Source organism: Agrobacterium sp. (assembly GCF_059499945.1).
The window spans coordinates 60,158-81,117 of sequence record NZ_JCABZP010000002.1; the positions used below are offsets into that span (position 1 = coordinate 60,158).

Annotated in this window: 23 protein-coding genes; 11 read left to right on the top strand and 12 right to left on the bottom strand. The window is 59.9% G+C overall.

Annotation, left to right across the window (positions count from 1 at the left end; all coding sequences use genetic code 11):
- Window positions 1-135 precede the first annotated feature (135 nt).
- From AC5I5B_RS01310 to AC5I5B_RS01325, 4 genes are all read left to right on the top strand, one after another.
- Window positions 136-375 (top strand): hypothetical protein, encoded by a 240-nt coding sequence (locus tag AC5I5B_RS01310; RefSeq protein ID WP_003507887.1) that lies wholly within the window; start codon window positions 136-138, stop codon window positions 373-375.
- A gap of 186 nt (window positions 376-561) precedes the next feature.
- Entirely contained in the window at window positions 562-1,200 is a 639-nt protein-coding gene (locus AC5I5B_RS01315; RefSeq protein WP_111834508.1) for a LysE family translocator, read from the top strand.
- Between the two features lie 37 nt (window positions 1,201-1,237).
- Window positions 1,238-2,125, top strand: a complete 888-nt coding sequence (locus AC5I5B_RS01320; RefSeq protein ID WP_080816717.1) for an EamA family transporter — start codon at window positions 1,238-1,240, stop codon at window positions 2,123-2,125.
- A gap of 126 nt (window positions 2,126-2,251) precedes the next feature.
- Complete coding sequence (locus AC5I5B_RS01325; protein WP_162692652.1) at window positions 2,252-3,769, top strand: helicase HerA domain-containing protein; 1,518 nt, start codon at window positions 2,252-2,254, stop codon at window positions 3,767-3,769.
- Between the two features lie 231 nt (window positions 3,770-4,000).
- Here the strand turns inward: AC5I5B_RS01325 and AC5I5B_RS01330 are convergent, their stop codons facing one another.
- Window positions 4,001-4,984, bottom strand: coding sequence for a TerC family protein (locus tag AC5I5B_RS01330; RefSeq protein ID WP_003495337.1), 984 nt, complete (start codon window positions 4,982-4,984; stop codon window positions 4,001-4,003).
- Between the two features lie 452 nt (window positions 4,985-5,436).
- Here AC5I5B_RS01330 and rpsD point away from each other — a divergent pair, with 452 nt between their 5' ends.
- The 5 genes from rpsD (at window position 5,437) to AC5I5B_RS01355 (ending at window position 9,730) form a co-directional block, all read left to right on the top strand.
- A complete protein-coding gene (gene rpsD / locus AC5I5B_RS01335; protein WP_003516040.1) occupies window positions 5,437-6,054 on the top strand; it encodes a 30S ribosomal protein S4 in 618 nt (205 codons plus the stop codon).
- A gap of 69 nt (window positions 6,055-6,123) precedes the next feature.
- Window positions 6,124-7,053, top strand: a complete 930-nt coding sequence (locus tag AC5I5B_RS01340; protein WP_003495341.1) for a glutaminase — start codon at window positions 6,124-6,126, stop codon at window positions 7,051-7,053.
- 63 nt (window positions 7,054-7,116) lie between these two features.
- A complete protein-coding gene (gene ttcA / locus AC5I5B_RS01345; RefSeq protein WP_111834506.1) occupies window positions 7,117-8,031 on the top strand; it encodes a tRNA 2-thiocytidine(32) synthetase TtcA in 915 nt (304 codons plus the stop codon).
- Between the two features lie 16 nt (window positions 8,032-8,047).
- Window positions 8,048-8,875 carry an inositol monophosphatase family protein gene (locus AC5I5B_RS01350; RefSeq protein ID WP_099085251.1) on the top strand — a complete coding sequence of 276 codons (828 nt, stop codon included), beginning with the start codon at window positions 8,048-8,050 and terminating at the stop codon, window positions 8,873-8,875.
- A 30-nt stretch (window positions 8,876-8,905) separates the two neighbouring features.
- Window positions 8,906-9,730, top strand: a complete 825-nt coding sequence (locus tag AC5I5B_RS01355; RefSeq protein WP_111834505.1) for an inositol monophosphatase family protein — start codon at window positions 8,906-8,908, stop codon at window positions 9,728-9,730.
- A gap of 234 nt (window positions 9,731-9,964) precedes the next feature.
- On the opposite strand, the gene AC5I5B_RS01360 is transcribed toward AC5I5B_RS01355, so the two are convergent.
- From AC5I5B_RS01360 to AC5I5B_RS01375, 4 genes are all read right to left on the bottom strand, one after another.
- Window positions 9,965-11,173: a multidrug effflux MFS transporter gene (locus tag AC5I5B_RS01360; protein WP_031234083.1), complete on the bottom strand. Its 1,209-nt coding sequence runs from the start codon at window positions 11,171-11,173 to the stop codon at window positions 9,965-9,967.
- Between the two features lie 137 nt (window positions 11,174-11,310).
- The gene (grxD, locus tag AC5I5B_RS01365) at window positions 11,311-11,646 is read right to left on the bottom strand and encodes a Grx4 family monothiol glutaredoxin (protein ID WP_060723270.1); all 336 of its coding nucleotides are present in this window, start codon (window positions 11,644-11,646) and stop codon (window positions 11,311-11,313) included.
- A gap of 154 nt (window positions 11,647-11,800) precedes the next feature.
- Window positions 11,801-12,232: a hypothetical protein gene (locus AC5I5B_RS01370; protein ID WP_003507905.1), complete on the bottom strand. Its 432-nt coding sequence runs from the start codon at window positions 12,230-12,232 to the stop codon at window positions 11,801-11,803.
- The gene (locus tag AC5I5B_RS01375; protein ID WP_003507906.1) at window positions 12,229-12,477 is read right to left on the bottom strand and encodes a hypothetical protein; all 249 of its coding nucleotides are present in this window, start codon (window positions 12,475-12,477) and stop codon (window positions 12,229-12,231) included. The genes AC5I5B_RS01370 and AC5I5B_RS01375 overlap by 4 nt, the downstream gene beginning before the upstream one ends.
- Before the next feature lie 110 nt (window positions 12,478-12,587).
- Here AC5I5B_RS01375 and AC5I5B_RS01380 point away from each other — a divergent pair, with 110 nt between their 5' ends.
- Entirely contained in the window at window positions 12,588-13,736 is a 1,149-nt protein-coding gene (locus tag AC5I5B_RS01380; protein WP_111834504.1) for a hypothetical protein, read from the top strand.
- A gap of 136 nt (window positions 13,737-13,872) precedes the next feature.
- Here AC5I5B_RS01380 and AC5I5B_RS01385 read toward each other — a convergent pair whose 3' ends face one another.
- The 3 genes from AC5I5B_RS01385 to AC5I5B_RS01395 form a co-directional block, all read right to left on the bottom strand.
- A complete protein-coding gene (locus AC5I5B_RS01385; RefSeq protein ID WP_003516012.1) occupies window positions 13,873-14,106 on the bottom strand; it encodes a BolA family protein in 234 nt (77 codons plus the stop codon).
- A gap of 16 nt (window positions 14,107-14,122) precedes the next feature.
- Window positions 14,123-16,357 (bottom strand): phosphoribosylformylglycinamidine synthase subunit PurL, encoded by a 2,235-nt coding sequence (purL, locus tag AC5I5B_RS01390; RefSeq protein ID WP_111834503.1) that lies wholly within the window; start codon window positions 16,355-16,357, stop codon window positions 14,123-14,125.
- Window positions 16,358-16,510: 153 nt separating this feature from the next.
- Window positions 16,511-17,929: an aminotransferase-like domain-containing protein gene (locus AC5I5B_RS01395; RefSeq protein WP_003507913.1), complete on the bottom strand. Its 1,419-nt coding sequence runs from the start codon at window positions 17,927-17,929 to the stop codon at window positions 16,511-16,513.
- 93 nt (window positions 17,930-18,022) lie between these two features.
- Between AC5I5B_RS01395 and AC5I5B_RS01400 the strand changes: the two genes are divergently transcribed.
- Window positions 18,023-18,328 (top strand): DUF1127 domain-containing protein, encoded by a 306-nt coding sequence (locus AC5I5B_RS01400; protein WP_111834502.1) that lies wholly within the window; start codon window positions 18,023-18,025, stop codon window positions 18,326-18,328.
- 360 nt (window positions 18,329-18,688) lie between these two features.
- Here the strand turns inward: AC5I5B_RS01400 and AC5I5B_RS01405 are convergent, their stop codons facing one another.
- Genes AC5I5B_RS01405 through purC form a run of 4 tightly spaced genes read right to left on the bottom strand, consistent with a single transcriptional unit; the run spans window position 18,689 to window position 20,907 of the window.
- A complete protein-coding gene (locus tag AC5I5B_RS01405) occupies window positions 18,689-19,138 on the bottom strand; it encodes a hypothetical protein (protein WP_376903711.1) in 450 nt (149 codons plus the stop codon).
- Between the two features lie 33 nt (window positions 19,139-19,171).
- Window positions 19,172-19,843: a phosphoribosylformylglycinamidine synthase subunit PurQ gene (gene purQ / locus AC5I5B_RS01410; protein ID WP_111834501.1), complete on the bottom strand. Its 672-nt coding sequence runs from the start codon at window positions 19,841-19,843 to the stop codon at window positions 19,172-19,174.
- A 20-nt stretch (window positions 19,844-19,863) separates the two neighbouring features.
- Window positions 19,864-20,106, bottom strand: a complete 243-nt coding sequence (gene purS / locus AC5I5B_RS01415) for a phosphoribosylformylglycinamidine synthase subunit PurS (protein WP_003507918.1) — start codon at window positions 20,104-20,106, stop codon at window positions 19,864-19,866.
- A 36-nt stretch (window positions 20,107-20,142) separates the two neighbouring features.
- Window positions 20,143-20,907, bottom strand: a complete 765-nt coding sequence (purC, locus tag AC5I5B_RS01420; RefSeq protein WP_003507919.1) for a phosphoribosylaminoimidazolesuccinocarboxamide synthase — start codon at window positions 20,905-20,907, stop codon at window positions 20,143-20,145.
- Window positions 20,908-20,960: the final 53 nt, after the last annotated feature.

Sequence of the window (20,960 nt, forward strand, 5' to 3'; positions counted from 1 at the left end):
CCGTTAGGCATTTTCACTTCGTCCGACATGTGACTTGCGCGTCCGCGTGGCATGACTGCTGCGCCCGCCGTTTCGGCATGTCGTTTTCCATCGATAAAGGACCTGGCCGCTTTGCCGCGCCGGGATGGATTTCCCATGCAGAAAAATCAACCATTGGTAGCATATGCGCTGCCGGATGCGGTCGATCGCTTGTTCGTCACATTCGGCGTCTGGAAAACTCTCAAAGCGGTTCTCACAGCCGCGCTGGTGCCGCGTGCGCCGCCGACTGATCCTGCCGATCTGCCTGAGCGCCTTTTGGTCGACATCGGCCTTGACCCCTCGCGCGTAAAGCGGCGGCGGGATTGGGAGGTTCCTCACTGGGCGCCCCGGTTTTGATGTGATGGCCTCTCCCGCGCAGACATGCGGGAGGGGCCGTATCGAACTTTGACCGCCGATGGCGGAGAAAATCCTGCACAGACGTTTTTCGGGTTGTTACGAGAGAGCTGCACGGTTTGTAAAATCCGGCTTGAAGCGAAACATTTTCCGTGGCTTGCTCAAGACTCGGGATAAAGGAGACTCATTATGCCACTGGAGAACTGGCTGGCCTTCGTGGCCGCATCCGCCATCATGCTTGCCATTCCGGGACCGACGATCCTGCTGGTAATTTCTTACGCACTCGGCCACGGCCGCAAGGCGAGCACCGCGACGGTAACGGGCGTGGCGCTTGGGGATTTCACCGCCATGAAGGCCTCGATGCTGGGGCTCGGGGCGCTGCTTGCAACATCGGCGGCGCTTTTCACTGGTCTGAAATGGATCGGTGCGGCTTACCTCATCTATCTCGGCATCAAGCTGTGGCGTTCGCCGGTTGGCGGAGAAGGTGCCGAGGGGACAGGCGTGACGGGCCGTGAAAGGCCGCTCAAAATCTTCCTGCATGCCTATATCGTCACGGCGCTGAACCCCAAGAGCATCGTGTTTTTCGTGGCCTTCCTGCCGCAGTTTCTGGTGCCGACGCTGCCCTTCTGGCCGCAGGTGCTGATTTTCGAAGCGACATTCCTGGTGCTTGCCACCTGCAATGCGGCGCTTTATGGACTGCTGGCAAGTGCCGCCCGCAATACGATCCGCAAGCCGAAGGTCCAGCGCATCGTCAACCGAACGGGTGGCGGTCTCCTGATCGGCGCCGGTCTTATCACCTTTGGCTGGAAGCGGGCGGTTTCGGCGTAAAGCACGTCTCGATCACCTGAAATTCGGACATAACAAAATGGCATTGCCGCATATTCTTCTCGCCCTGATCACCGTGTTTTTGTGGGGCTTCAACTTCGTCGTCATCAAGGTGGGCGTCGCCGATATGCCGCCTTTGTTTCTGACGGGGGTGCGTTATCTCTTTGCGGCCGTGCCTTTGGTGTTTTTCCTGCCAAAACCCAATGTGCCGTGGCGGCATATGATCGTTTACGGCATGGCGATGGGTTTCGTGCAGTTCGGTCTGCTTTATCCGGCCATCAAGCTCGGCCTGCCGGCGGGGCTTGCTTCGCTGGTCATGCAGTCGCAGGCCTTCTTCACGCTGGCGCTTGCCGTGGTGTTCCTCGGCGAGCGGCCGTTGCCTTCACAGATCCTCGGCGCGATCATCGCTTTTGGCGGGCTGGCGGTCATCGGCGTGGAGCGCATGACGGCCGCAGCGCTGATACCGCTCCTGATGGGGGTCGGCTCGGCAATTGCCTGGGCCTGCGGCAACATCGTCAATCGCCGTATCGGCCAGGTGAATGCGGTTTCCTTCGTTGCATGGACGAGCCTTGTACCCGTTCTGCCGTTGATCCTGCTTTCGCTGGTGGTGGAAGGACCCGATGCGATCGCGGAAGGCCTGCTCAATGCGACGCCGACGATGGCTTTCGTGGTGATCTACATGGCCTATGGAGCGACCATTGTCGGCGCGGGCATCTGGAGTTACCTGCTTCTGCGTTATCCGGCCGGAACGGTAGCGCCGTTTTCGCTGCTGGTGCCGATTGTCGGTTTCATCAGCGCCTATCTCGCTTTTGCGGAGCATATCACCGTCTTCGAAGTGGTCGGCGCCGCATTGGTCATCATCGGCCTGATGCTGAATGTGTTCGGCAGGCGGCTTTCATTTTTGCGGGTCTCGTCCGGGACCGCATAGATGCGGCGTAATTGCCTGTGCATTATCGGCATGGGGCAGACGCAACAGGCGATTTTTTGGTAAAGAGCATGTTCGGCCGCCGCCAAGGGAATCGGCCGGATGACATGCAGCACGAGGAATGGAACATTGCAGGTCGGCATCGACATGGGAACCCTATCGGGCGGGCAACAGGCCAAGCTCGATATTGAAGAATTGCTTGCGACACGTTTGCTGGTGCAGGGCAATTCCGGTTCCGGCAAGTCGCATCTCCTGCGCCGGCTGCTGGAGCAATCGGCGCAATGGGTGCAGCAGGTCATCATCGATCCCGAGGGCGATTTCGTCACTCTTTCCGATAAGTTCGGACACGTGGTGGTGGATGGCGAGCGCACCGAAGCGGAGCTGGCCGGCATCGCCAACCGCATTCGCCAGCACCGCGTCTCCTGCGTGCTGACGCTCGAAGGCCTTGATATCGAGCAGCAGATGCGTGCCGCAGCCGCTTTCCTCAACGGCATGTTCGATGCGGATCGCGAATATTGGTATCCGGTGCTGGTCGTGGTGGACGAGGCGCAGATGTTTGCACCCTCCGTCGGCGGTGAGGTGACCGAGGATGCGCGCAAGGCGTCTCTGGGTGCGATGACCAATCTGATGTGCCGCGGCCGTAAACGCGGCCTTGCCGGCGTCATCGCCACGCAGCGTCTTGCCAAGCTCGCCAAGAATGTGGCGGCGGAAGCCTCGAACTTCCTGATGGGCCGCACCTTCCTCGATATCGACATGGCGCGCGCCGCCGACCTGCTCGGCATGGACCGGCGACAGGCGGAAATGTTCCGCGATCTGCAGCGCGGCAATTTCGTGGCGCTTGGGCCTGCGCTATCGCGCCGCCCGCTGCCCATCGTCATCGGGGCGGTGGAAACCTCGGCGCGCTCGTCCTCGCCGAAGCTGATGCCGCTGCCGGATGCGCCGCAGGATGTGGAAGACCTGATCTTCACGCCGGATCCGGAAGAATTCACGCGCGCCGTGGTGCGCCGCACGCCGCCGGCACCGCGGCCGACCACCGATATTCTCGCCGAACTCTCCCGTTCCACGCCCGCCGCCGTTGGTCCTTCATCGGAGCAGTCTCCGCGTGCAGGTCAGCCGGAACTGACGCCGGAGGAGCGTGAGGAGAAGATCGGTGCGGTTCTCGTTGAAATTCTCGATGATCCGCAATCGGCCTATCGCACGGATGCCGTGCTCTATCAGGATTTTCTGGTGCGCGCCCGCATGCGCCGTATTCCCGGCACGCCGATGACGCTGGCGGAATTCCGCCGGCAGGTGGCGATTGCTCGCTCCGGCGTGGATGCGGCGATGGCGGCAAGCGAAGGCTGGGAAAAGGCGCTGGAGTTGTCGATGTCTGTTTCCGATGACCTGCAGGGCGTTTTCCTGCTTCTGGTCAAGGCTGCACTTGGCGAGGAACCTTGCCCGTCGGATGCCCGTATTGCCCGCGCCTATGGCACCCATTCCGCCCGCCGCGCCCGGAGGCTGCTCGGTTATTTCGAGGAGAAGGAGCTTGTGGTGGTGCATGCCGATTTCTCCGGCAAGCGCATCGTGGCGTTTCCCGACCTCGATGCAAAAACCGCACCCGGCGACGCGGATGCGGCTGAGGATGATGCGAGACTGGCGGCGGAGTGAGGTTGGCGGGCTGCTTGTGTAGGCATACCTCTCCGTCCTGCCGGACTTGATCCGGCATCCAGCCACGGCGCGTCTGCACCGTGAGAAGAGTCTCTCGCGATCAAGGACTAGATCACGCTGGACCCCGGATCGGGCCCGGGGTGACGGCGTGTGTATGGTGCTCCGAAACCACGCGCATCTGTCTGCGGAAGTTCCTTTGAGGAGGCGTTTCCGCCTCCTCGTTGAATATTCTTATTCTATGGCCTTGGCTTCCTTGCGTGTCGCGATCAGCGAGCCGATGATGCCGGTTGCGAGGATGGCGACGGTGACGCCGAGCGAGACTGCCGGCGGGATCTTGGCGATGCCGAGCATGTCGGCCACGAAGATTTTCGAACCGACGAAGACCAGAACCGCAGCCAGCGCATATTTAAGATAAGCGAAGCGGTGGATCAGGGCGGCAAGCGCGAAATAGAGGGCGCGCAGGCCAAGGATCGCGAAGATGTTCGAGGTGTAGACGATAAATGGATCGGTGGTGATCGCGAAGATCGCCGGGATCGAATCGACCGCGAAGATAAGGTCGGCGATTTCGACCATGATGAGCGCCAGGAAGAGCGGCGTCACGAAGGTCTTCAGCTTGCCGGTGGTCGCATCCGTCTCCTTGACGAAGAATTTTTCGCCATGCAGCTTTTCCGTTACCGGAAGGCGGCTGCGCAGGAATTTCAGGATGCGGTTATTGCCGATATCGGCCTCGTCATGGTCGGACGAGAACAGCATTTTGAGGCCGGTGAAGACGAGGAAGGCCGCAAAGAGATAAAGCACCCAGTGGAAGTTTTCGACAATGGCCGCGCCGCCGGCAATCATGATACCGCGCAGGATGATGACGCCGAGGATGCCCCAGAGCAGCACGCGGTGCTGATATTGGCGGGGAATGGCGAAATAGGAGAAGATCATGGCGATGATGAAGATATTGTCCATCGCCAGGCTTTTTTCGACCACGAAGCCGGTGACATATTCCATCGCCGACTGCTGGCCGGACTGGTACCAGATCCAGCCGCCAAAGGCCAAACCGATGGCGATATAGAAGCCTGACATCAGCAGGCTTTCACGGATGCCGATTTCCTTGGAGTTCTTGTGCAATACGCCAAGATCGAGCGCCAGGAGGCCAAGGACGAGAGAAATGAAGACCGCCCACATCCATGTGGGGGTACCGAGAAAATCGTTGAGGAGGAACTCCATCAGTCAACCTTTAGCCGGACGAGGTTGGCTTTGCGGATGGGGAACGTGCGTGAAGAATATGCGTGGGCCCCAACCTAAAGAAACTCGACATCACGTGTTGTCCGGTAACACGCCAGAGGGGCCCGAGTTCTGATCACGATGGAGAGATGGGTGGGCGCTCGGGCTTTTCAAGGGCAGGATCGAGAAAAAAAGCGGCGGGTGTTGTTTGACAAATTTGTAAAACATGTTTAGAAGCCGCCCCAACGCCGGGCAGTGATGTCCGGTGTGTTTTGTTGACTGCCCTGCAGTTTAATAACTGACGTTCGGCGGTCAATATCACCGACATGTCCCGTGGTTTCTCCATTTGCATGTGAGAAGCCTGTCAGAGGCCCTGAAACGGGCTTCAGAGGAGGGCGTGTTTCCTTAAACCGGTTTGGCAACAGGCCGGCATAACCTTTTGAGAAGGAAATACGATGAGCAAGCGCGAATCGGCTAAGTACAAAATTGACCGCCGCATGGGCGAAAACATCTGGGGCCGTCCGAAGTCCCCGGTAAACCGCCGCGAATACGGCCCGGGCCAGCACGGCCAGCGCCGCAAGGGCAAGATGAGCGACTTCGGCACGCAGCTGCGCGCCAAGCAGAAGCTCAAGGGCTACTACGGCGAACTGCGCGAAAAGCAGTTCCGCGCCACCTACGACGAAGCAAACCGTCGCAAGGGCGATACCTCCGAGAACCTGATCGGCCTGCTCGAGTCGCGTCTGGACGCCATCGTCTACCGCGCCAAGTTCGTTCCGACCGTTTTCGCATCGCGTCAGTTCATCAACCATGGCCACGTCACGGTTAACGGCGTTCGCGTCAACATCGGTTCTTACCGTTGCAAGCCGGGCGACGTTATCGAAGTTCGCCAGAAGTCCAAGCAGCTGGTGACCGTTCTCGAAGCTGTTCAGCTCGCAGAACGCGACGTTCCTGATTACATCGAAGTCGATCACAACAAGATGGTTGCGACCTATGCTCGCATCCCGGCTCTGTCTGACGTTCCGTACCCGGTCGTCATGGAACCGCATCTGGTCGTCGAATTCTACTCGCGTTAATCAGCGCGTTTCAGTATTGAGAAAGCCGCCCCTCGGGGCGGCTTTTTTGTTTGCTGGGGAAGGCTTTGCATGCAGGACATTCAGGCGATCGTCGATTCCATTTACGACAGCATGGTGCCGCGCCTGGGCGAGGGCAAGGTTGCGGATTACATTCCGGAACTCGCCAAGGTCGATCCGAACCAGTTCGGTATCGCCATCACCACTGTCGACGGAACCACCTATACGGCCGGCAATGCGCTCACGCCGTTTTCGATCCAGAGCATCTCCAAGGTCTTCATGCTGACGCTGGCGCTCGGCAAGGCAGGCGAGACGGTATGGAACCGGGTGGGGCGTGAGCCGTCGGGGTCGTCCTTCAACTCCATCGTCCAGCTGGAGCATGAGCACGGCATTCCGCGCAACCCCTTCGTCAATGCCGGTGCCATCGTGGTGACGGATATCGTTCTTTCCGGCCACCAGCCGCGCGAGGCGATTGGCGAGCTTCTGCGTTTCGTCCGTTATCTCGCTGATGATGACACGATCAGCATTGATGACACCGTGGCGAAATCCGAGCAGGCGACGGGTTTCCGCAATTTCGCGCTTGCCAATTTCATGCGGTCCTTCGGCAATCTGCATCACCCTGTTGAATATACGCTGGGCGTCTATTTTCATCAGTGCGCGCTGTCCATGACCTGCGCGCAGCTTTCACGGGCCGGTCTTTTCCTTGCCAATCGCGGCCGCAATCCGCTGAGTGGTCATACGGTTGTGTCAGACCGACGCGCGCGGCGCATCAATGCGCTGATGTTGACCTGCGGCCATTATGACGGATCGGGCGATTTCGCCTATCATGTCGGCCTGCCGGGCAAGAGCGGCGTGGGCGGCGGTATCATGGCAGTGGCGCCGGGCAAGGCGTCGATTGCGGTCTGGTCGCCGGGTCTGAACAAGGTCGGCAATTCGGCGCTTGGGTCGCATGCACTGGAAATGCTGGCGACGAAAACCGGCTGGTCGGTATTCGGGGCTTGATATTGCGGGCGGATGCGGGCATTTCCTGCATTGAAAATGGCTGAATGCCAGAGCGGGCTAATCATGAACATTGTCACCAGCATCGCAGATGAGGTCGAGGCCGATCAGGACCTGGCCGGAGAAAATGGCGCTTCGCATCCGCTGTTCGACGCGGCACCCCGTTCTGTCTCCTTCAACAAGCTGCGCAAGCGGCTGTTGCGCAATGTACGTCAGGCCTTCGGGGATTTTGGCATGCTGAACGGCCAGAAGCGCTGGCTGGTAGGCCTTTCCGGCGGCAAGGACAGCTACGGTCTTCTGGCGCTGCTGCTTGATCTGAAGTGGCGCGGCCTTTTGCCCGTGGAACTCATTGCCTGCAATCTGGATCAGGGCCAGCCGAATTTCCCCAAGCACGTCCTGCCGGAATATCTGGCGAAAATCGGCGTCGCACATCGCATCGAATATCGCGACACTTATTCCGTTGTGAAGGAAAAGGTGCCGGCGGGTGGCACCTATTGTTCGCTCTGTTCGCGGCTGCGGCGCGGCAATCTCTACCGTATTGCGCGGGAAGAGGGCTGCGACGCGCTCGTGCTCGGCCATCACCGCGAGGATATTCTCGAGACCTTCTTCATGAACTTCTTCCATGGCGGCCGTCTGGCTGGCATGCCGGCAAAGCTGATGAACGACGAGGGCGACCTGATGGTGCTGCGCCCGCTCGCCTATTGCGCCGAAGATGATATGGCGAAATTCGCGGCGGCGATGGAATTCCCGATCATTCCCTGCGACCTCTGCGGTTCGCAGGACGGGCTTCAGCGCAATGCCATGAAGGAGATGCTGGCAGACATCGAAAGGCGTATGCCCGGCCGCAAGGACGTGATGCTGCGGGCGCTTGCCCACGTCAATCCGTCGCACCTGCTCGATCCGAAGCTTTTTGATTTCTCGGCGCTTTCTGTCACCGGGGCGTCACCTGAAGAGCGTAGGGAGGCCAACTCCCCCTTATGAAGAAGTGCCCCGCCCGATGACCCTTTCCGATAAAGATATCGACTTTCTCATTTCCACCGTTGCCGCTGCCGGCGTGAACGAAATTCTTCCCCGCTTCCGAAACCTGAGCGCCGGCGCTATCTCGGAAAAAACCTCCGCCGTCGATCTCGTTACCGAGGCGGATGTTCTCGCTGAAAAAGCAATAACAGCCGCTCTGCTGCAGCGGTTCCCGAAGGCCCATATAGTCGGCGAAGAGACCTATGAGGCGGACCAATCCGTCATTCCGGCGCTTGCCGATGCGCCGCTTGCTTTCGTGATCGATCCCATTGACGGCACTTTCAATTATGCTTCCGGTTTTCCCGCTTTCGGCACGCTGCTTGCGGTTACAGTCAAGGGCGAGACGGTGGCGGGTTTCATTCATGATCCTGTCATGGGTGACACCATCGTCGCCCTGAAAGGCGAGGGCGCGTTTCTCAACCGCAGGAACGGTTCGCAGGCGAAGCTCAAGGTCGCCGATCCCGTGCCATTGTCCGAAATGGTCGGCATTTTCTCCTGGGGCCACAGCCATCAGGATCGCCGTCCGGTGATCGCCGCCAATATGGCGAAGATAAAGATGGCGCTTTCAATCAATTGCTCGGCACATGAATACTGGCTCGCCTCGGCCGGCAAGCTGCATTTCATCGGCCATGAGAAGCTGATGCCGTGGGATCATCTCGCCGGCGTGCTTGTTCATCAGGAGGCGGGTGGTTATACGGCCCGTTTCGACAATACGCCCTATCGGCCGGGACAAACGGAGGGTGGCATCCTGTCCGCTCCCGACAAGGAAAGCTGGAAGATGCTGCGACGGGAAATCGTCGCTTTATAGTCGTTACGCTCAGAAAGAAGGATATCGCCCATGGCTCTCGAACTCGACATCGCCTCTCTTGCCAACGCGCTTCAGGAGGCGGCGGCAGTGGAAATCCTGCCGCGGTTCCGCAATCTGGGCGAGGGCGATGTGCGGATAAAGAGCGAGGCGATCGACCTTGTGACCGAGGCCGACGAGGCTGCGGAGCGGCTTATCCGCGCCCGTGTACAGGAAATCATGCCTGATGCGCTGTTCATCGGCGAAGAAGCGGTGGCGGCGGACGCCTCGCTGCTCGGCAAGCTTGCCGATGCCGATCTTGCCGTGGTGGTCGATCCGATCGACGGCACCTATAATTTCGCCTCCGGCCTGCCGCTCTTCGGCGTGATGATGAGCGTTATCTCGAAGGGCGAGACCGTTGCCGGCCTGATCTTTGATCCGATGGGCAATGACTGGGCGATTGCCGAAAAGGGTTCCGGCGCCTGGCTTTGCAGTGCTGATGGTTCGCAGACGCAGATGTCGGTCGTGCCGGCGCCTGAACTGTCGCAGATGGTGGGCATCGCCAATACCGGCTATTTCGACGTTGAGACACGGCGCAAGATTCTGACGAACCTCGCCGATGTGCGGCTGTTCACCAGCTATCGCTGCGCGGCGCATGAATACCGCCTGTTCTGCGGCGGCCACATGCATTTCCTGATGTATAACAAGCTGATGCCCTGGGACCATCTGGCCGGCACGCTGCTTTCGCAGGAAGCGGGCGCCTATGCGGCGCGTCTCAACGGCTCGCCCTATCTGCCGCGGCATGTGGATGGCGGGCTGTTGCTGGCACCCAATCAGGAGACGTGGGAATTGCTGCGCGAGAAGATTTTTACGGTTTGAGGCGGCGAATTAATGTGGGGCTGGGCAGGAAGGCTTTCTCCCGTCATGCCGAACTTGATCCGGCATCCAGTAGCCGCGCGTCTGCGCGGTGGAAAGAGTCTTCTCAGCCCAAAGACTTGGGCTGGCTAGACCCCGGATCTAGTCCGGGGTGACGGGCTGCGGATGACGTGAACTCGTAATCAACAAAAAGGGCGCGGAACAGAATTCCGCGCCCTTTCATTTTTCTAACGGCCCTTACCGTGTCGGCTTGTTGTGGGCCTGAAACAACACGCCCTTTTCCCCGATCAGCACGAAGATCAGACCGATGATGGAGACGACGAAGAAGCCGGCCACCATGGGCAGTGCGGTGCCGTCGAAAGCCTGGCCGATGGCGGCACCAATCAGCGAGCCGCCGACCGTTCCCATGAAACCGATAACGGACGAGGCCGTGCCGGCGACGTGGCCGAGCGGTTCCATGGCGAGCGAGTTGAAGTTTGAGCCGATCCAGCCGAACTGGAACATGGCGAGCGCGAAGAACACGATGAAGATCGCAAAGGGCATCGGTTCCGGGCCAAGCACCTGCACCACCAGCCAGATGAAGGTGATGGCGATGAAGCCCAGCAGGGATCCGTGCGACAGCTTGCGCATGCCGAACCGGCCGACAAGCCTTGCATTGATGAAGGACGAGAAGGCCATGAACAGCGCCACGCCCGCAAAGGCCGCTGCGAACCATGCACCCAGCCCATAAATGCCCTTGTAGACCTGTTCGGCCGAATTGATGAAGCCGAACAGCGCACCGAAGATAAAGGTGCTGGAGAGCGTGTAACAAAGCGCAATGCGGTTGGTGAGCACGATCTTGAAGCCGCCAAGGATAGAACGGGCGGTGAAGGGGCGGACATCGTCCGGATGCAGGGTTTCCGGCAGGCGGAAATACATCCAGGCCGTCACGACGGCGGCAATTCCCGCCATGAAGGCGAAGATCAGATGCCAGTTACCGAAAAACAGCACGATCTGACCGGTGCCGGGTGCGATGACCGGAACGACCATGAACACCATCATGATCAGCGACATGACTTCCGCCATCTGGCGGCCGCCATAGATGTCACGCACGATCGAGATGGTAATGACGCGTGTCGCCGCCGAGCCGATGCCCTGAATGAAGCGCAGGATCAGCAGGCCGGAGAATGACGGTACGAAGACTACGGCGAGGGCTGAAACGATATAGATCGCAAGTCCGACGAGCATCGGCTTGCGGCGTCCGAAACGGTCCGAGATCGGACCGTACAGAAGCTGCGCGACGCCGAAGCCCAGAAGATAGGTGGAAATGACATATTGGCGGTGGTTTTCATTGACGACGCCAAGCGATGCGCCGATTTCCTGAAGACCCGGCAGCATGATGTCGATGGCAAGCGCGTTCAGCGCCATCAGCATCGCGGCAAGCGCGATGAATTCCGTGCGCCCCATCGAGCCTGCGCGCGAAGCGGTGGATTGTGAAAGTTCTGTCACAGGATTGCCCCAAAAAGAACGGCAAAGGCGTTGCATGAAGCAACGCCTGGCATAGTTTTCTGACAATCAGGGTGGGCCGGATGAACCGGCCGAAATCAGGCCGCGCCGCGGACGCTGATACCCTGTTCTTGGAAGTGGCTTTGCAGTTCGCCGGACTGGAACATCTCTCTTACGATGTCACAGCCGCCGACGAATTCGCCCTTGACGTAGAGCTGCGGGATTGTCGGCCAGTTGGAATAGTCCTTGATGCCCTGACGGATGTCGGCATCGGCAAGCACATTGACGCCCTTGTAGTCGACGCCGAGATAATCGAGGATCTGTACCACCTGTCCGGAAAAACCGCACTGCGGAAATTGCGGGGTGCCCTTCATGAAAAGAACGATGTCGTTGCTCTTCACTTCGCTGTCGATCATGTCGTTAATGCCGCTCATAGGCCTATTCCTTTCACATGCGGTTCAAGGCCGCTGCTTTCCGTTTGTTCCTAGATAACATGTCGCGGCGCGATTTCCACCCGGGAAGCGTAAAAAACTGCGGGTGTGGCATCATTGGAGAGGGATCGAAATTTCGCGTCCACGTCGCAGCGGGTCAGGTGTCGGGATAGACCAGAAGTATTTTGCCGATCGTCTTTCGCGGTCTGGAGACGAGCGGGACTAATATGCCTGTCTCGTCAGCGAAAAGATCGAGTTCTTTCTGGTTCTGGAGTGTCATCACTGAGCGGCCGGTCGCTAGCGAACAATCTCGTTCGCAATCCACCTGCATTTCACTCACCAGTCGGTCGTTTTGGTGGTCGATTTTGAGATCGACAATTAATTTAGGCTCTTCCTGTTTAAGCAGACGGCAGGTTTGACCAATTTTGCAAAGCGCGGTGCCGGCTATCGGATCAGCATCATGAAGCAGCACGGCGAAGCCGATTTTGATCTCTTTGTTACTTCTGTCGTCGGTGAAGCCCATGCGTGTTGCGGAAAGAAACAGGAGGGCGCAGGCGAAAAACAGGCAAAGCCGCTCGTTGCGGATCATCGATATCTCTGTCGGCTGCGCGCAGCGGCCGTGCGTCTTTTGCTCACCTGCTTCTTGGCTGGCTTGGGTTTGACGGCTGCGTTGATCGCGGCTTCCAGGACCGAGCCGACGATGCCGCCGGCAAGGGAACCGGCGCTTTTCGTCCGGCGGGCCCTTCGGGTCTTGCGGATACCGGTCTTGGTCAGCACTTCGGCCAGAGCGCCCTTGACGACGCCGTTGAGCAATTGATCGACGATGCCAGACAAATTTCCCTCGCCAATAAATAAATCATATTTCGGTCGCGATTTTTACTATACGTGCATCGCCCACTGTATCAAGCGATCCTTTCGGGTGCCTCCAGCCCGAAGGTTTATGCATGCCGACCGTCAAGTCACGCCTTGTTCTTTATTTCCCCGGTTTCGATCCGCTCGATGCGGCGGCCCATCATCTGCGTTACCAGCGGGCGGCGGCGCTGGCCGGCAAGACTTGGGATGTCGACTATGCGGTGGGACCGCTCACGAACACGCCGGCGGGTGAAACATTCACGGTGGAGGCTTCGGCGGGCGACTGGCGGACGCGCTCCGACATTTTCGTTTACGATCATAATGCGGTGATATCGCAGTTACGGGATGCGCCGGTCCGGCAGCAGATCTGGCTTGGTTTCAAAGCCGGTGCAGGCATTATCGCCGAGGGCGGTGCGGCGCGCTACTTCCGCCATGCCTGGCGTTTTGGTCTGTTCTTCATCTTCCCGTTCCTGCTGATGCTGGTCGGCGGTGCTGTTGCTGCGGCTATTGCGCTCTCGCCTTCGCTGCTCGGTTTGCCTCTCTGGCTCTTCGCAATCAGCCTTCCCGCCGCCGCCCTGTTTTTCGTGAAGGCGTTTCTGCCTTTTGCGGAGCGGTTTCACACCCTGCATCTTTATGCGGACTGGCGCTTCGCGCTCGCTGTCGGCCGCGATGAAGCGATTGCCCGCGACTGGATCGAAGAGAGGGCCGCACTTGTTCTGACGACGCTTGAGCAGCCCTCGGACGAGGTTCTGGTCATTTCGCACAGCATGGGCGCCAGTCTTGCGCTCGCCGTGATCGGCCGCGTGCTGGAACTCAGGCCGGATGCGCTGGATGGCCGGAAGCTGTCCTTTGCAACGCTGGGCGGCGCAGCGCTGCAATGTGCGTTCCTGTCGAGTGCGGACAGGCTGCGTGAGAGCGTCGGCGTGATTGCACGTCACCCTGAGGTGACATGGTTCGATATCCAGTGCCTCACCGATCCCATTCACCTCTACAGGTGTAACACGGTGGCGCTGACCGGCCATAAGGATGCGCCGCTGCCGAAGATCGTGCCGATCCGCTTCAAGCATTCGCTTTCGCCGGAGCGGTATAAAAAGAACAAGCGCAACTTCCTGCGCATGCACCGGCAATATGTTCTGGGGCCTGATCGCAAGTCCGGTTACGATTTTACGCTGCTAACGGCTGGACCTTTACCGGCCGCATCTTTTGCCGATCTGGAATCGCAGAGCCCGCCTGCTTTGTAAGCGGCTACTGCTCATTCTACCGGATATGAAAAGGCCCGCGTGAGAGTATCACGCGGGCCTTTGATTTTAGTCCGGAGCCTTTATGCGTTGGCAGGACAGTGAAACTGTCTTGCCCGAACGGCTTTGACGGCCACGGTCATTCGGGAGCCGAGGTCTGCAGGGCAAGGGCGTGCAGAACGCCGCCCATATTGCCCTTCAGCGCGTCATAGACCATCTGGTGCTGCTGCACGCGGGTCTTGCCCTTGAACGCATCCGCAACGACTTCCGCCGCGTAGTGGTCGCCGTCACCGGCCAGATCGCGGATCGTGACCTTTGCCCCGGGAATTCCCGCCTTAATCATGTCTTCAATGTCGCCGGGTTTCATGGGCATGGTGTTTCTCCTTAATTCATTCTGCGGCGAGCAAAGTTTCGCCGTCCATGAATTGAGGGAACCACGATTCATAGGCCAAGTGCAATTCTTTAATCTCGACAGCCCGCGCCGTGCCCAGCTTTACGCTCGCACCGCCGGTAACGCCGATTGCGGGGCAGGAAACGCCCGCCGCCTTCGCCGCTGCCTGCACCTTGTCGAGATCACCCTTCTTCACCGTCAGGACGTAACGACCCTGGTCTTCGCCATAGAAGGTGAGGACCGGATTGTGGCCTTCGACCGCATCGATCGTCGCGCCGATGCCGGAGGAAATTGCCATTTCGGCAACCGCAAGCGCCAGACCGCCCGAGGAGCAATCGTGAACCGCTGTCGTAAGACCATCGGTGATGAGCGTACGGACGAAATCGCCGTTCTTCTTTTCGGCTGCCAGATCCACATGCGGTGCGGGGCCATCGATGCGGCCATGGATGTCGCGCATGTAAACCGACTGGGCGATGTGGGTGCCGAGACCGGCAGGCGCGCCGACCAAGAGCACCACTTCGTCAGCGGCGGCAAAGCGGATGCGCGCCATGCGGCCCCAATCCTTCAGGAGGCCGACGCCGCCGATGGTGGGGGTGGGCAGGATCGCCTGACCGTTGGTCTCGTTGTAGAGCGAGACATTGCCGGAAACGATCGGGAATTCCAGCACGCGGCAGGCTTCGCCGATGCCCTTGATGGCATGCACGAGCTGGCTCATGATCTCAGGCTTTTCCGGATTACCGAAATTGAGGTTGTCGGTAGCCGCCAGCGGCAGGGCGCCGGTTGCGGTGATGTTGCGCCAGCATTCGGCGACGGCCTGCTTGCCGCCTTCGAAGGGATCGGCCTCGACATAACGCGGCGTCACGTCGGAGGAGAAGGCGAGCGCCTTCTTGTCATGGCCTTCGACACGGACCACGCCGGCATCGCCACCCGGCAGCTGCAGGGAGTTGCCCTGGATCAGCGTATCGTACTGCTCATAGACCCAGCGGCGCGAGGAGTTGTTGGCCGAACCAACCAGCGAAACCAGCGCATCGGCAATATCGGCCGAGGGAATGTCATTTTCCGAAAGCGGCGCCTGAACCTTGGCGGGCGTCCACGGACGGTCATATTCCGGGGCCTGATCGCCGAGATCCTTGATCGGCAGGTTGGCGACTTCCTCGCCATTGTGCAGCACGCGGAAGCGCAGGTCGTCGGTGGTCTTGCCGACGATAGCGAAGTCCAGACCCCATTTAACGAAGATCGCCTTGGCGACCTCTTCCTTGGAGGGCTCGAGAACCATGAGCATGCGCTCCTGGCTTTCCGACAGCATCATTTCGTAAGCCGTCATGCGCTCTTCGCGCACCGGCACGGCATTGAGGTCGAGTTCGATGCCGAGATCGCCCTTGGCGCCCATTTCAACGGCCGAGCAGGTGAGGCCGGCGGCACCCATGTCCTGAATGGCGATGACCGCGCCGGTCTTCATCAGTTCAAGGCAGGCTTCCAGCAGGCACTTTTCGGTGAAGGGGTCGCCGACCTGAACGGTCGGGCGCTTTTCTTCGATCGACTCGTCGAATTCGGCAGACGCCATGGTCGCGCCGCCGACACCGTCACGGCCGGTCTTTGCACCGAGATATACCACCGGCAGGCCGACGCCCTTGGCTTCCGAAAGGAAGATCGCATTGGACTTGGCAAGGCCAGCAGCAAAGGCGTTGACGAGGATGTTGCCGTTATAACGCGGGTCGAATTCCACTTCGCCGCCGACGGTCGGCACGCCGAAGGAATTGCCGTAACCGCCGACACCGGCGACGACACCGGCCACGAGGTGGCGGGTCTTCGGATGGTCAGGAGCACCAAAACGCAGCGCATTCATGGCAGCGATCGGGCGTGCGCCCATGGTGAAGACGTCACGCAGGATGCCGCCGACGCCGGTCGCCGCACCCTGATAGGGCTCGATATAGGATGGGTGGTTGTGGCTCTCCATCTTGAAGACGACGCAGTCGCCATCGTCGATATCGACAACGCCGGCGTTTTCACCGGGGCCCTGAATGACGCGCGGGCCTGTTGTCGGCAGGGTCTTCAGCCACTTCTTGGAAGACTTGTAGGAGCAGTGCTCGTTCCACATGGCCGAGAAGATGCCAAGCTCGGTAAAGCTAGGCTCCCGTCCGATCAGGTCGAGGATACGCTGGTATTCGTCGGGCTTCAGCCCGTGGGATGCAACGAGTTCCGGGGTGATCTTGATGGAGTTTGGAATCGACATAGGTCTCACGCGGTTCGAGCCGAGGAAAGTTTCCGGTTCTTTAGCGCAAGAGGCTCAATGGCGCGACAGGAAAATGCGCTGTTTTGCCGGTTAATTGGCGGTTTATGCCGTTATTCGCGGCGGCGCACGGTCTGCGCACCAACGCACATCGGGTCATGCCACGCTCTCATATCCGGCGGAGCCATTATCGAGCAGGTGGCGGAGGACGCCGAAGGCATGCGTCAGTTCCTCGCGGGTGGAGGGGCCTGAAAAGCTGATGCGGACGCGGTGGAAAACCTTGTCCGTCCGTCCGGCCTTGAACTCGTCCTCGTCGTCGATCAGCACGCCTTCCTTCATCGCCGCATTGCGGAAGGTGCCGGAAAGCCAGGGTTCGGGCAGTCTCAGCCACAGGAAGGCGATATCCGGCAGCGAATTGAAATCCAGTCCGGCAAAGGCCCGCCGGGCAATCGCTTCGCGTTGATTGATTTCTGCGATGCAGTCCTTGCGAATGTCATCGGCGTCGCCGCTATTGACGAGGCGCGCGTTCAACTCGGCCAGCATGAAGGGCAGGCCGCCCGTCAGCATCGAGTGGGAAATGCGGATACGAGAGGAATATTGCGCTGGACAGGCGACCCAGCCGCCGCGCACGCCGGCGGCGACGGATTTCGACAGGCCGCCGACCACGAAGGTGATATCGGGCGCAAATTCGGCGATCAGCGGGATCGCCTCGCGGGTCATCGCGCCGTAGAGATTGTCCTCGATGATCCACACGCCGTAACGGCGGGCAATATCGGCAATCGCGCGGCGGCGCTCTTCCGGCAGGGTGGCGCAGGTCGGGTTCTGGCCGGCCGACATCAGGAAGATCATCTTCGGATGCTGCTGGGCGCAGACGCGCTCGAAATCATCAGGGACAATGCCGTTCTCATCCGCTTCCACCAGCGTCACCCGCCGACCGGCAAGGGCGGCGCTGCGGCTGATGTGGGAATAGGTGACGGGTTCGAAGACGATACGGTCGCCCGGCGCGGTCATCGCCGTCACCACACTCATCACCGCCGCATGGGCGCCAAGCGTCGAGACGATGTTTTCCGGTTTCGGCGACCAGCCGTTCTGGGAAAGCCAGCGAACGCCCGCCATGCACCAGCTGTCGGGGAAGGAGCGGGCGTAATTGGTGATGTCGTAGGCATGCTCACGGGTGACGGCCTCGATGTGCCGGGCGATCAGCCCGCTCTGGCCGACATCCGGTGCAGCCGTCGTGTTCAGCCTGAATTCGGCGCTGCTGTCGATGGCGTGGCGTGTGCTGCCGAAGGCCGCCGCTGCCGGTTCCAGGGGCAATGAGGGGGCAGGGGTCTTGCGCTCATTGACATAGGTGCCGCGTCCGACCTCACCGCTGACGAGGCCACGTTCGTGAATGAGCGCATAGGCCCGGCTGATTGTACCGATTGTCACACCGAGATCGTAAGCAAGATTGCGCTGGGGCGGCAGTTTCGAGCCGGCCTGCAGGGTGCCGTCGGAAATCGCGCCTTCAATACTGTCGGCGAGGCGAAGATAAATCGGGCCGTCGCCCTCGGTGATGTCGGGAAGCCAATTTGTCATGGTGACAATTTATGCATTGTATCTATCGAGAAGTCAATTGTATTTATTGTCTGCATTAATTGAGGATCAACGAACGGAGACAATAGGTGCAATATGCGCAAGATGGATCAATACCTTTCGACAGCGGATACACTCTATCCTGATGGCTACGAACGGGAACGCGTGTTCCGCGATGCCGGCGACATGGTCGCACCGGCGCCCTTTCCGGCCAAGATCGCCCACACGCTTATTGGTCGCCTGATTGCGGGCATGTTCAATTGGCACCGGAAACGGCAGGGACGGCTCGCTTTGCGGGAATTGTCCGACGATCTTCTGAAGGATATCGGCGTTACGCGGGATGAGGCCCTCAACGAGGCCGCAAAATCGCGGCTTCTCTCCTGGCCCTCCCGGTCGCTTTGATTTTTTGTCGGAGAGCGGTGCCTTCTTTCCCCGGCGCCATCAAGCCATTCGGCAGCCCGCCACGCCACTCCCAACCGGCGCTGGCGGGTTTTTTTATTGGATTGCCGAGAGCCTCTTTGCCAAATCGACAAGTACGTTACAGGGATTTTTTGCGCCGGGCACACATCCGTGTCCCTCATTCCTGTGCTTGTCACAGGAATCCAGCCGATGCGCGTCTGCGCGACGGAAGGACTACTCTCAGCCCAAGGACTTGGGCTGGCTGGATCCCTGTGACAAGCACAGGGATGAGGATAGAAACGATGCATCCCAAGCTAAGAACTAACCGATGCGCCCGCCGCGGACCGTTTCCGCGCTTGTCGATCAGCAGCCCTTGCCGCCGTTCGCCCAGCGCTTGACGTCGGTTGCGATGCGGCCGGAAATGGCTTCGTTCATCACGGGTCCGAAAGCGTCGAGCTTTGCCGGATTGCCTTCGGCCTGAACCACCAGCATGGGGCGCGATTCCGGGCTGTTGCGCGGCACGAGCAGGATGCGCGGGCGGCCGGAGAAGGAGTTGAGTTCAGGGGCCAGACGATAGGCCTTGAAGGCCGCATCGCCCGACTTGAACCAGCAGGCATTCGCGCCAAGCGCGATCCGTTCCATGGTCGGCAGGGCCGCGCGGGAGACGGAGGCAGCCGGCTGCGGTTTCGGCTGGCAGGCGGCAAGTGCGGCGGCAGCGAGGATCAATCCGGCGGCTTTATGGGCATTGTGTCGAAGAAGACGGGGCATCAGGTCATCCAGAAGAAAGGCCGAAACGGCGCCGAAAGCCGGCATCAAAAAAGGCGGGCCTGAAGCCCGCCCGGTCTATCAGGCTGCGATGACGCCGAGCGCCGAAGCGAAGAGGCCGCGGCCGTCATTGCCGCCATGGGCGGCTTCGATGAGGTTTTCCGGATGCGGCATCATGCCGAGGACATTGCCCCTGGCGTTGATGACGCCGGCAATGTCGTTCAGCGAGCCGTTGGGGTTGGTGTCCTCGGCATAACGGAACACCACCTGGCCGTTGCCTTCCAGCGCCTTCAGCTCTTCGGCTTCGACGAAATAGTTGCCGTCGTGATGGGCGACGGGGCAGCGCAGGATCTGGCCCTTGTCGTAAGCGCGGGTGAAATCGGTGTCGTTGTTGGCGACTTCGAGCTTCACTTCACGGCAGACGAATTTCAGCGAGGCGTTGCGCATCAGCGCACCGGGCAGCATGCCGGCTTCGACCAGAATCTGGAAGCCGTTGCAGACGCCGAGAACCTTGACGCCTTTTTCGGCCTTTTCGCGGATGGCCTGCATGACCGGCATGCGCGCGGCGATGGCGCCGCAACGCAGGTAGTCACCATAGGAGAAGCCGCCCGGAATGACGATCAGGTCGACATCGGGAATATCCGTTTCCGTCTGCCAGATGGTGACGGGCGCGCTTCCGGAAATTTTCGTCAGCGCCGCGATCATGTCGCGGTCGCGGTTGAGGCCGGGAAGTTGGACGACAGCGGATTTCATGGACGGCGGCTCCTGCGGCTTCAGAGGATGGCGATAGCGTAGTTTTCGATGACCGTGTTGGCCAGGAGCTTTTCGCACATCGCCTTCAGGTCGGTCTCGGCCTTGGCCTTGTCGGCGCCTTCCAGCTCCAGGTCGAAGACCTTGCCCTGACGGACATGGCCGACGCCACCGAAACCGAGGCTGCCGAGCGCGCCTTCGATTGCCTTGCCCTGCGGATCGAGAACGCCGTTCTTCAGCGTAACAGTCACCCGTGCCTTGATCACCTGATCTTCTCCTGATTTTACCCTACGAGGCCAATATTACTTTACGAGGACCGGACCAGTGCCGCGGATCGGTTCGTTTTCATTGATGATGCCGAGACGGCGCGCCACTTCGGAATAGGCTTCCACAAGTCCGCCCATATCGCGGCGGAACAGGTCCTTGTCCATCTTTTTCTGGGTCTCGATGTCCCACAGGCGGCAGCTGTCTGGCGAAATCTCGTCGGCGAGGATGATGCGCATCATGTCGCCTTCGAAGAGCCGGCCGCATTCGATCTTGAAATCGACGAGCTGGATGCCGACGCCGAGGAACAGGCCGGACAAGAAGTCGTTGACGCGGATGGCGAGCGCCATGATGTCGTCAAGCTCGGCGGGATTGGCCCAGCCGAACGCCGTGATGTGCTCTTCGGAGACCATCGGGTCTTCCAGCTCATCCGACTTGTAATAGAACTCGATGATCGAGCGCGGCAGCACCACGCCTTCCTCGATGCCGAGGCGCTTGGAGAGAGAGCCGGCGGCGACATTGCGCACGACGATCTCAAGCGGGATCATCTCCACTTCCTTGATCAGCTGCTCGCGCATGTTGAGGCGGCGGATGAAGTGGGTGGGAATGCCGATCTTGTTCAGATGCGTGAAGACATATTCGCAGATACGGTTGTTCAGCACACCCTTGCCGTCGATGACTTCATGCTTCTTCTTGTTGAAGGCGGTCGCATCGTCCTTGAAGAACTGGATAAGCGTGCCTGGCTCCGGACCTTCGTAGAGGATCTTGGCCTTGCCTTCGTAAATACGGCGGCGACGGTTCATAATTGCAGGTCTCTTGGTTGACGCCGATTCTGGTGGCGTTGCGTTTGGTCTTT

What these genes read in the sequence shown, in the direction of transcription:
- AC5I5B_RS01310 (WP_003507887.1), top strand. Translation starts at nt 136, where the DNA reads ATGCAGAAAAATCAACCATTGGTAGCATATGCGCTGCCGGATGCGGTC.
- AC5I5B_RS01315 (WP_111834508.1), top strand. Translation starts at nt 562, where the DNA reads ATGCCACTGGAGAACTGGCTGGCCTTCGTGGCCGCATCCGCCATCATG.
- AC5I5B_RS01320 (WP_080816717.1), top strand. Translation starts at nt 1,238, where the DNA reads ATGGCATTGCCGCATATTCTTCTCGCCCTGATCACCGTGTTTTTGTGG.
- AC5I5B_RS01330 (WP_003495337.1), bottom strand. Translation starts at nt 4,984, where the DNA reads ATGGAGTTCCTCCTCAACGATTTTCTCGGTACCCCCACATGGATGTGG.
- rpsD (WP_003516040.1), top strand. Translation starts at nt 5,437, where the DNA reads ATGAGCAAGCGCGAATCGGCTAAGTACAAAATTGACCGCCGCATGGGC.
- AC5I5B_RS01340 (WP_003495341.1), top strand. Translation starts at nt 6,124, where the DNA reads ATGCAGGACATTCAGGCGATCGTCGATTCCATTTACGACAGCATGGTG.
- ttcA (WP_111834506.1), top strand. Translation starts at nt 7,117, where the DNA reads ATGAACATTGTCACCAGCATCGCAGATGAGGTCGAGGCCGATCAGGAC.
- AC5I5B_RS01350 (WP_099085251.1), top strand. Translation starts at nt 8,048, where the DNA reads ATGACCCTTTCCGATAAAGATATCGACTTTCTCATTTCCACCGTTGCC.
- AC5I5B_RS01355 (WP_111834505.1), top strand. Translation starts at nt 8,906, where the DNA reads ATGGCTCTCGAACTCGACATCGCCTCTCTTGCCAACGCGCTTCAGGAG.
- AC5I5B_RS01360 (WP_031234083.1), bottom strand. Translation starts at nt 11,173, where the DNA reads ATGGGGCGCACGGAATTCATCGCGCTTGCCGCGATGCTGATGGCGCTG.
- grxD (WP_060723270.1), bottom strand. Translation starts at nt 11,646, where the DNA reads ATGAGCGGCATTAACGACATGATCGACAGCGAAGTGAAGAGCAACGAC.
- AC5I5B_RS01370 (WP_003507905.1), bottom strand. Translation starts at nt 12,232, where the DNA reads ATGATCCGCAACGAGCGGCTTTGCCTGTTTTTCGCCTGCGCCCTCCTG.
- AC5I5B_RS01380 (WP_111834504.1), top strand. Translation starts at nt 12,588, where the DNA reads ATGCCGACCGTCAAGTCACGCCTTGTTCTTTATTTCCCCGGTTTCGAT.
- AC5I5B_RS01385 (WP_003516012.1), bottom strand. Translation starts at nt 14,106, where the DNA reads ATGCCCATGAAACCCGGCGACATTGAAGACATGATTAAGGCGGGAATT.
- purL (WP_111834503.1), bottom strand. Translation starts at nt 16,357, where the DNA reads ATGTCGATTCCAAACTCCATCAAGATCACCCCGGAACTCGTTGCATCC.
- AC5I5B_RS01395 (WP_003507913.1), bottom strand. Translation starts at nt 17,929, where the DNA reads ATGACAAATTGGCTTCCCGACATCACCGAGGGCGACGGCCCGATTTAT.
- AC5I5B_RS01400 (WP_111834502.1), top strand. Translation starts at nt 18,023, where the DNA reads ATGCGCAAGATGGATCAATACCTTTCGACAGCGGATACACTCTATCCT.
- AC5I5B_RS01405 (WP_376903711.1), bottom strand. Translation starts at nt 19,138, where the DNA reads ATGCCGGCTTTCGGCGCCGTTTCGGCCTTTCTTCTGGATGACCTGATG.
- purQ (WP_111834501.1), bottom strand. Translation starts at nt 19,843, where the DNA reads ATGAAATCCGCTGTCGTCCAACTTCCCGGCCTCAACCGCGACCGCGAC.
- purC (WP_003507919.1), bottom strand. Translation starts at nt 20,907, where the DNA reads ATGAACCGTCGCCGCCGTATTTACGAAGGCAAGGCCAAGATCCTCTAC.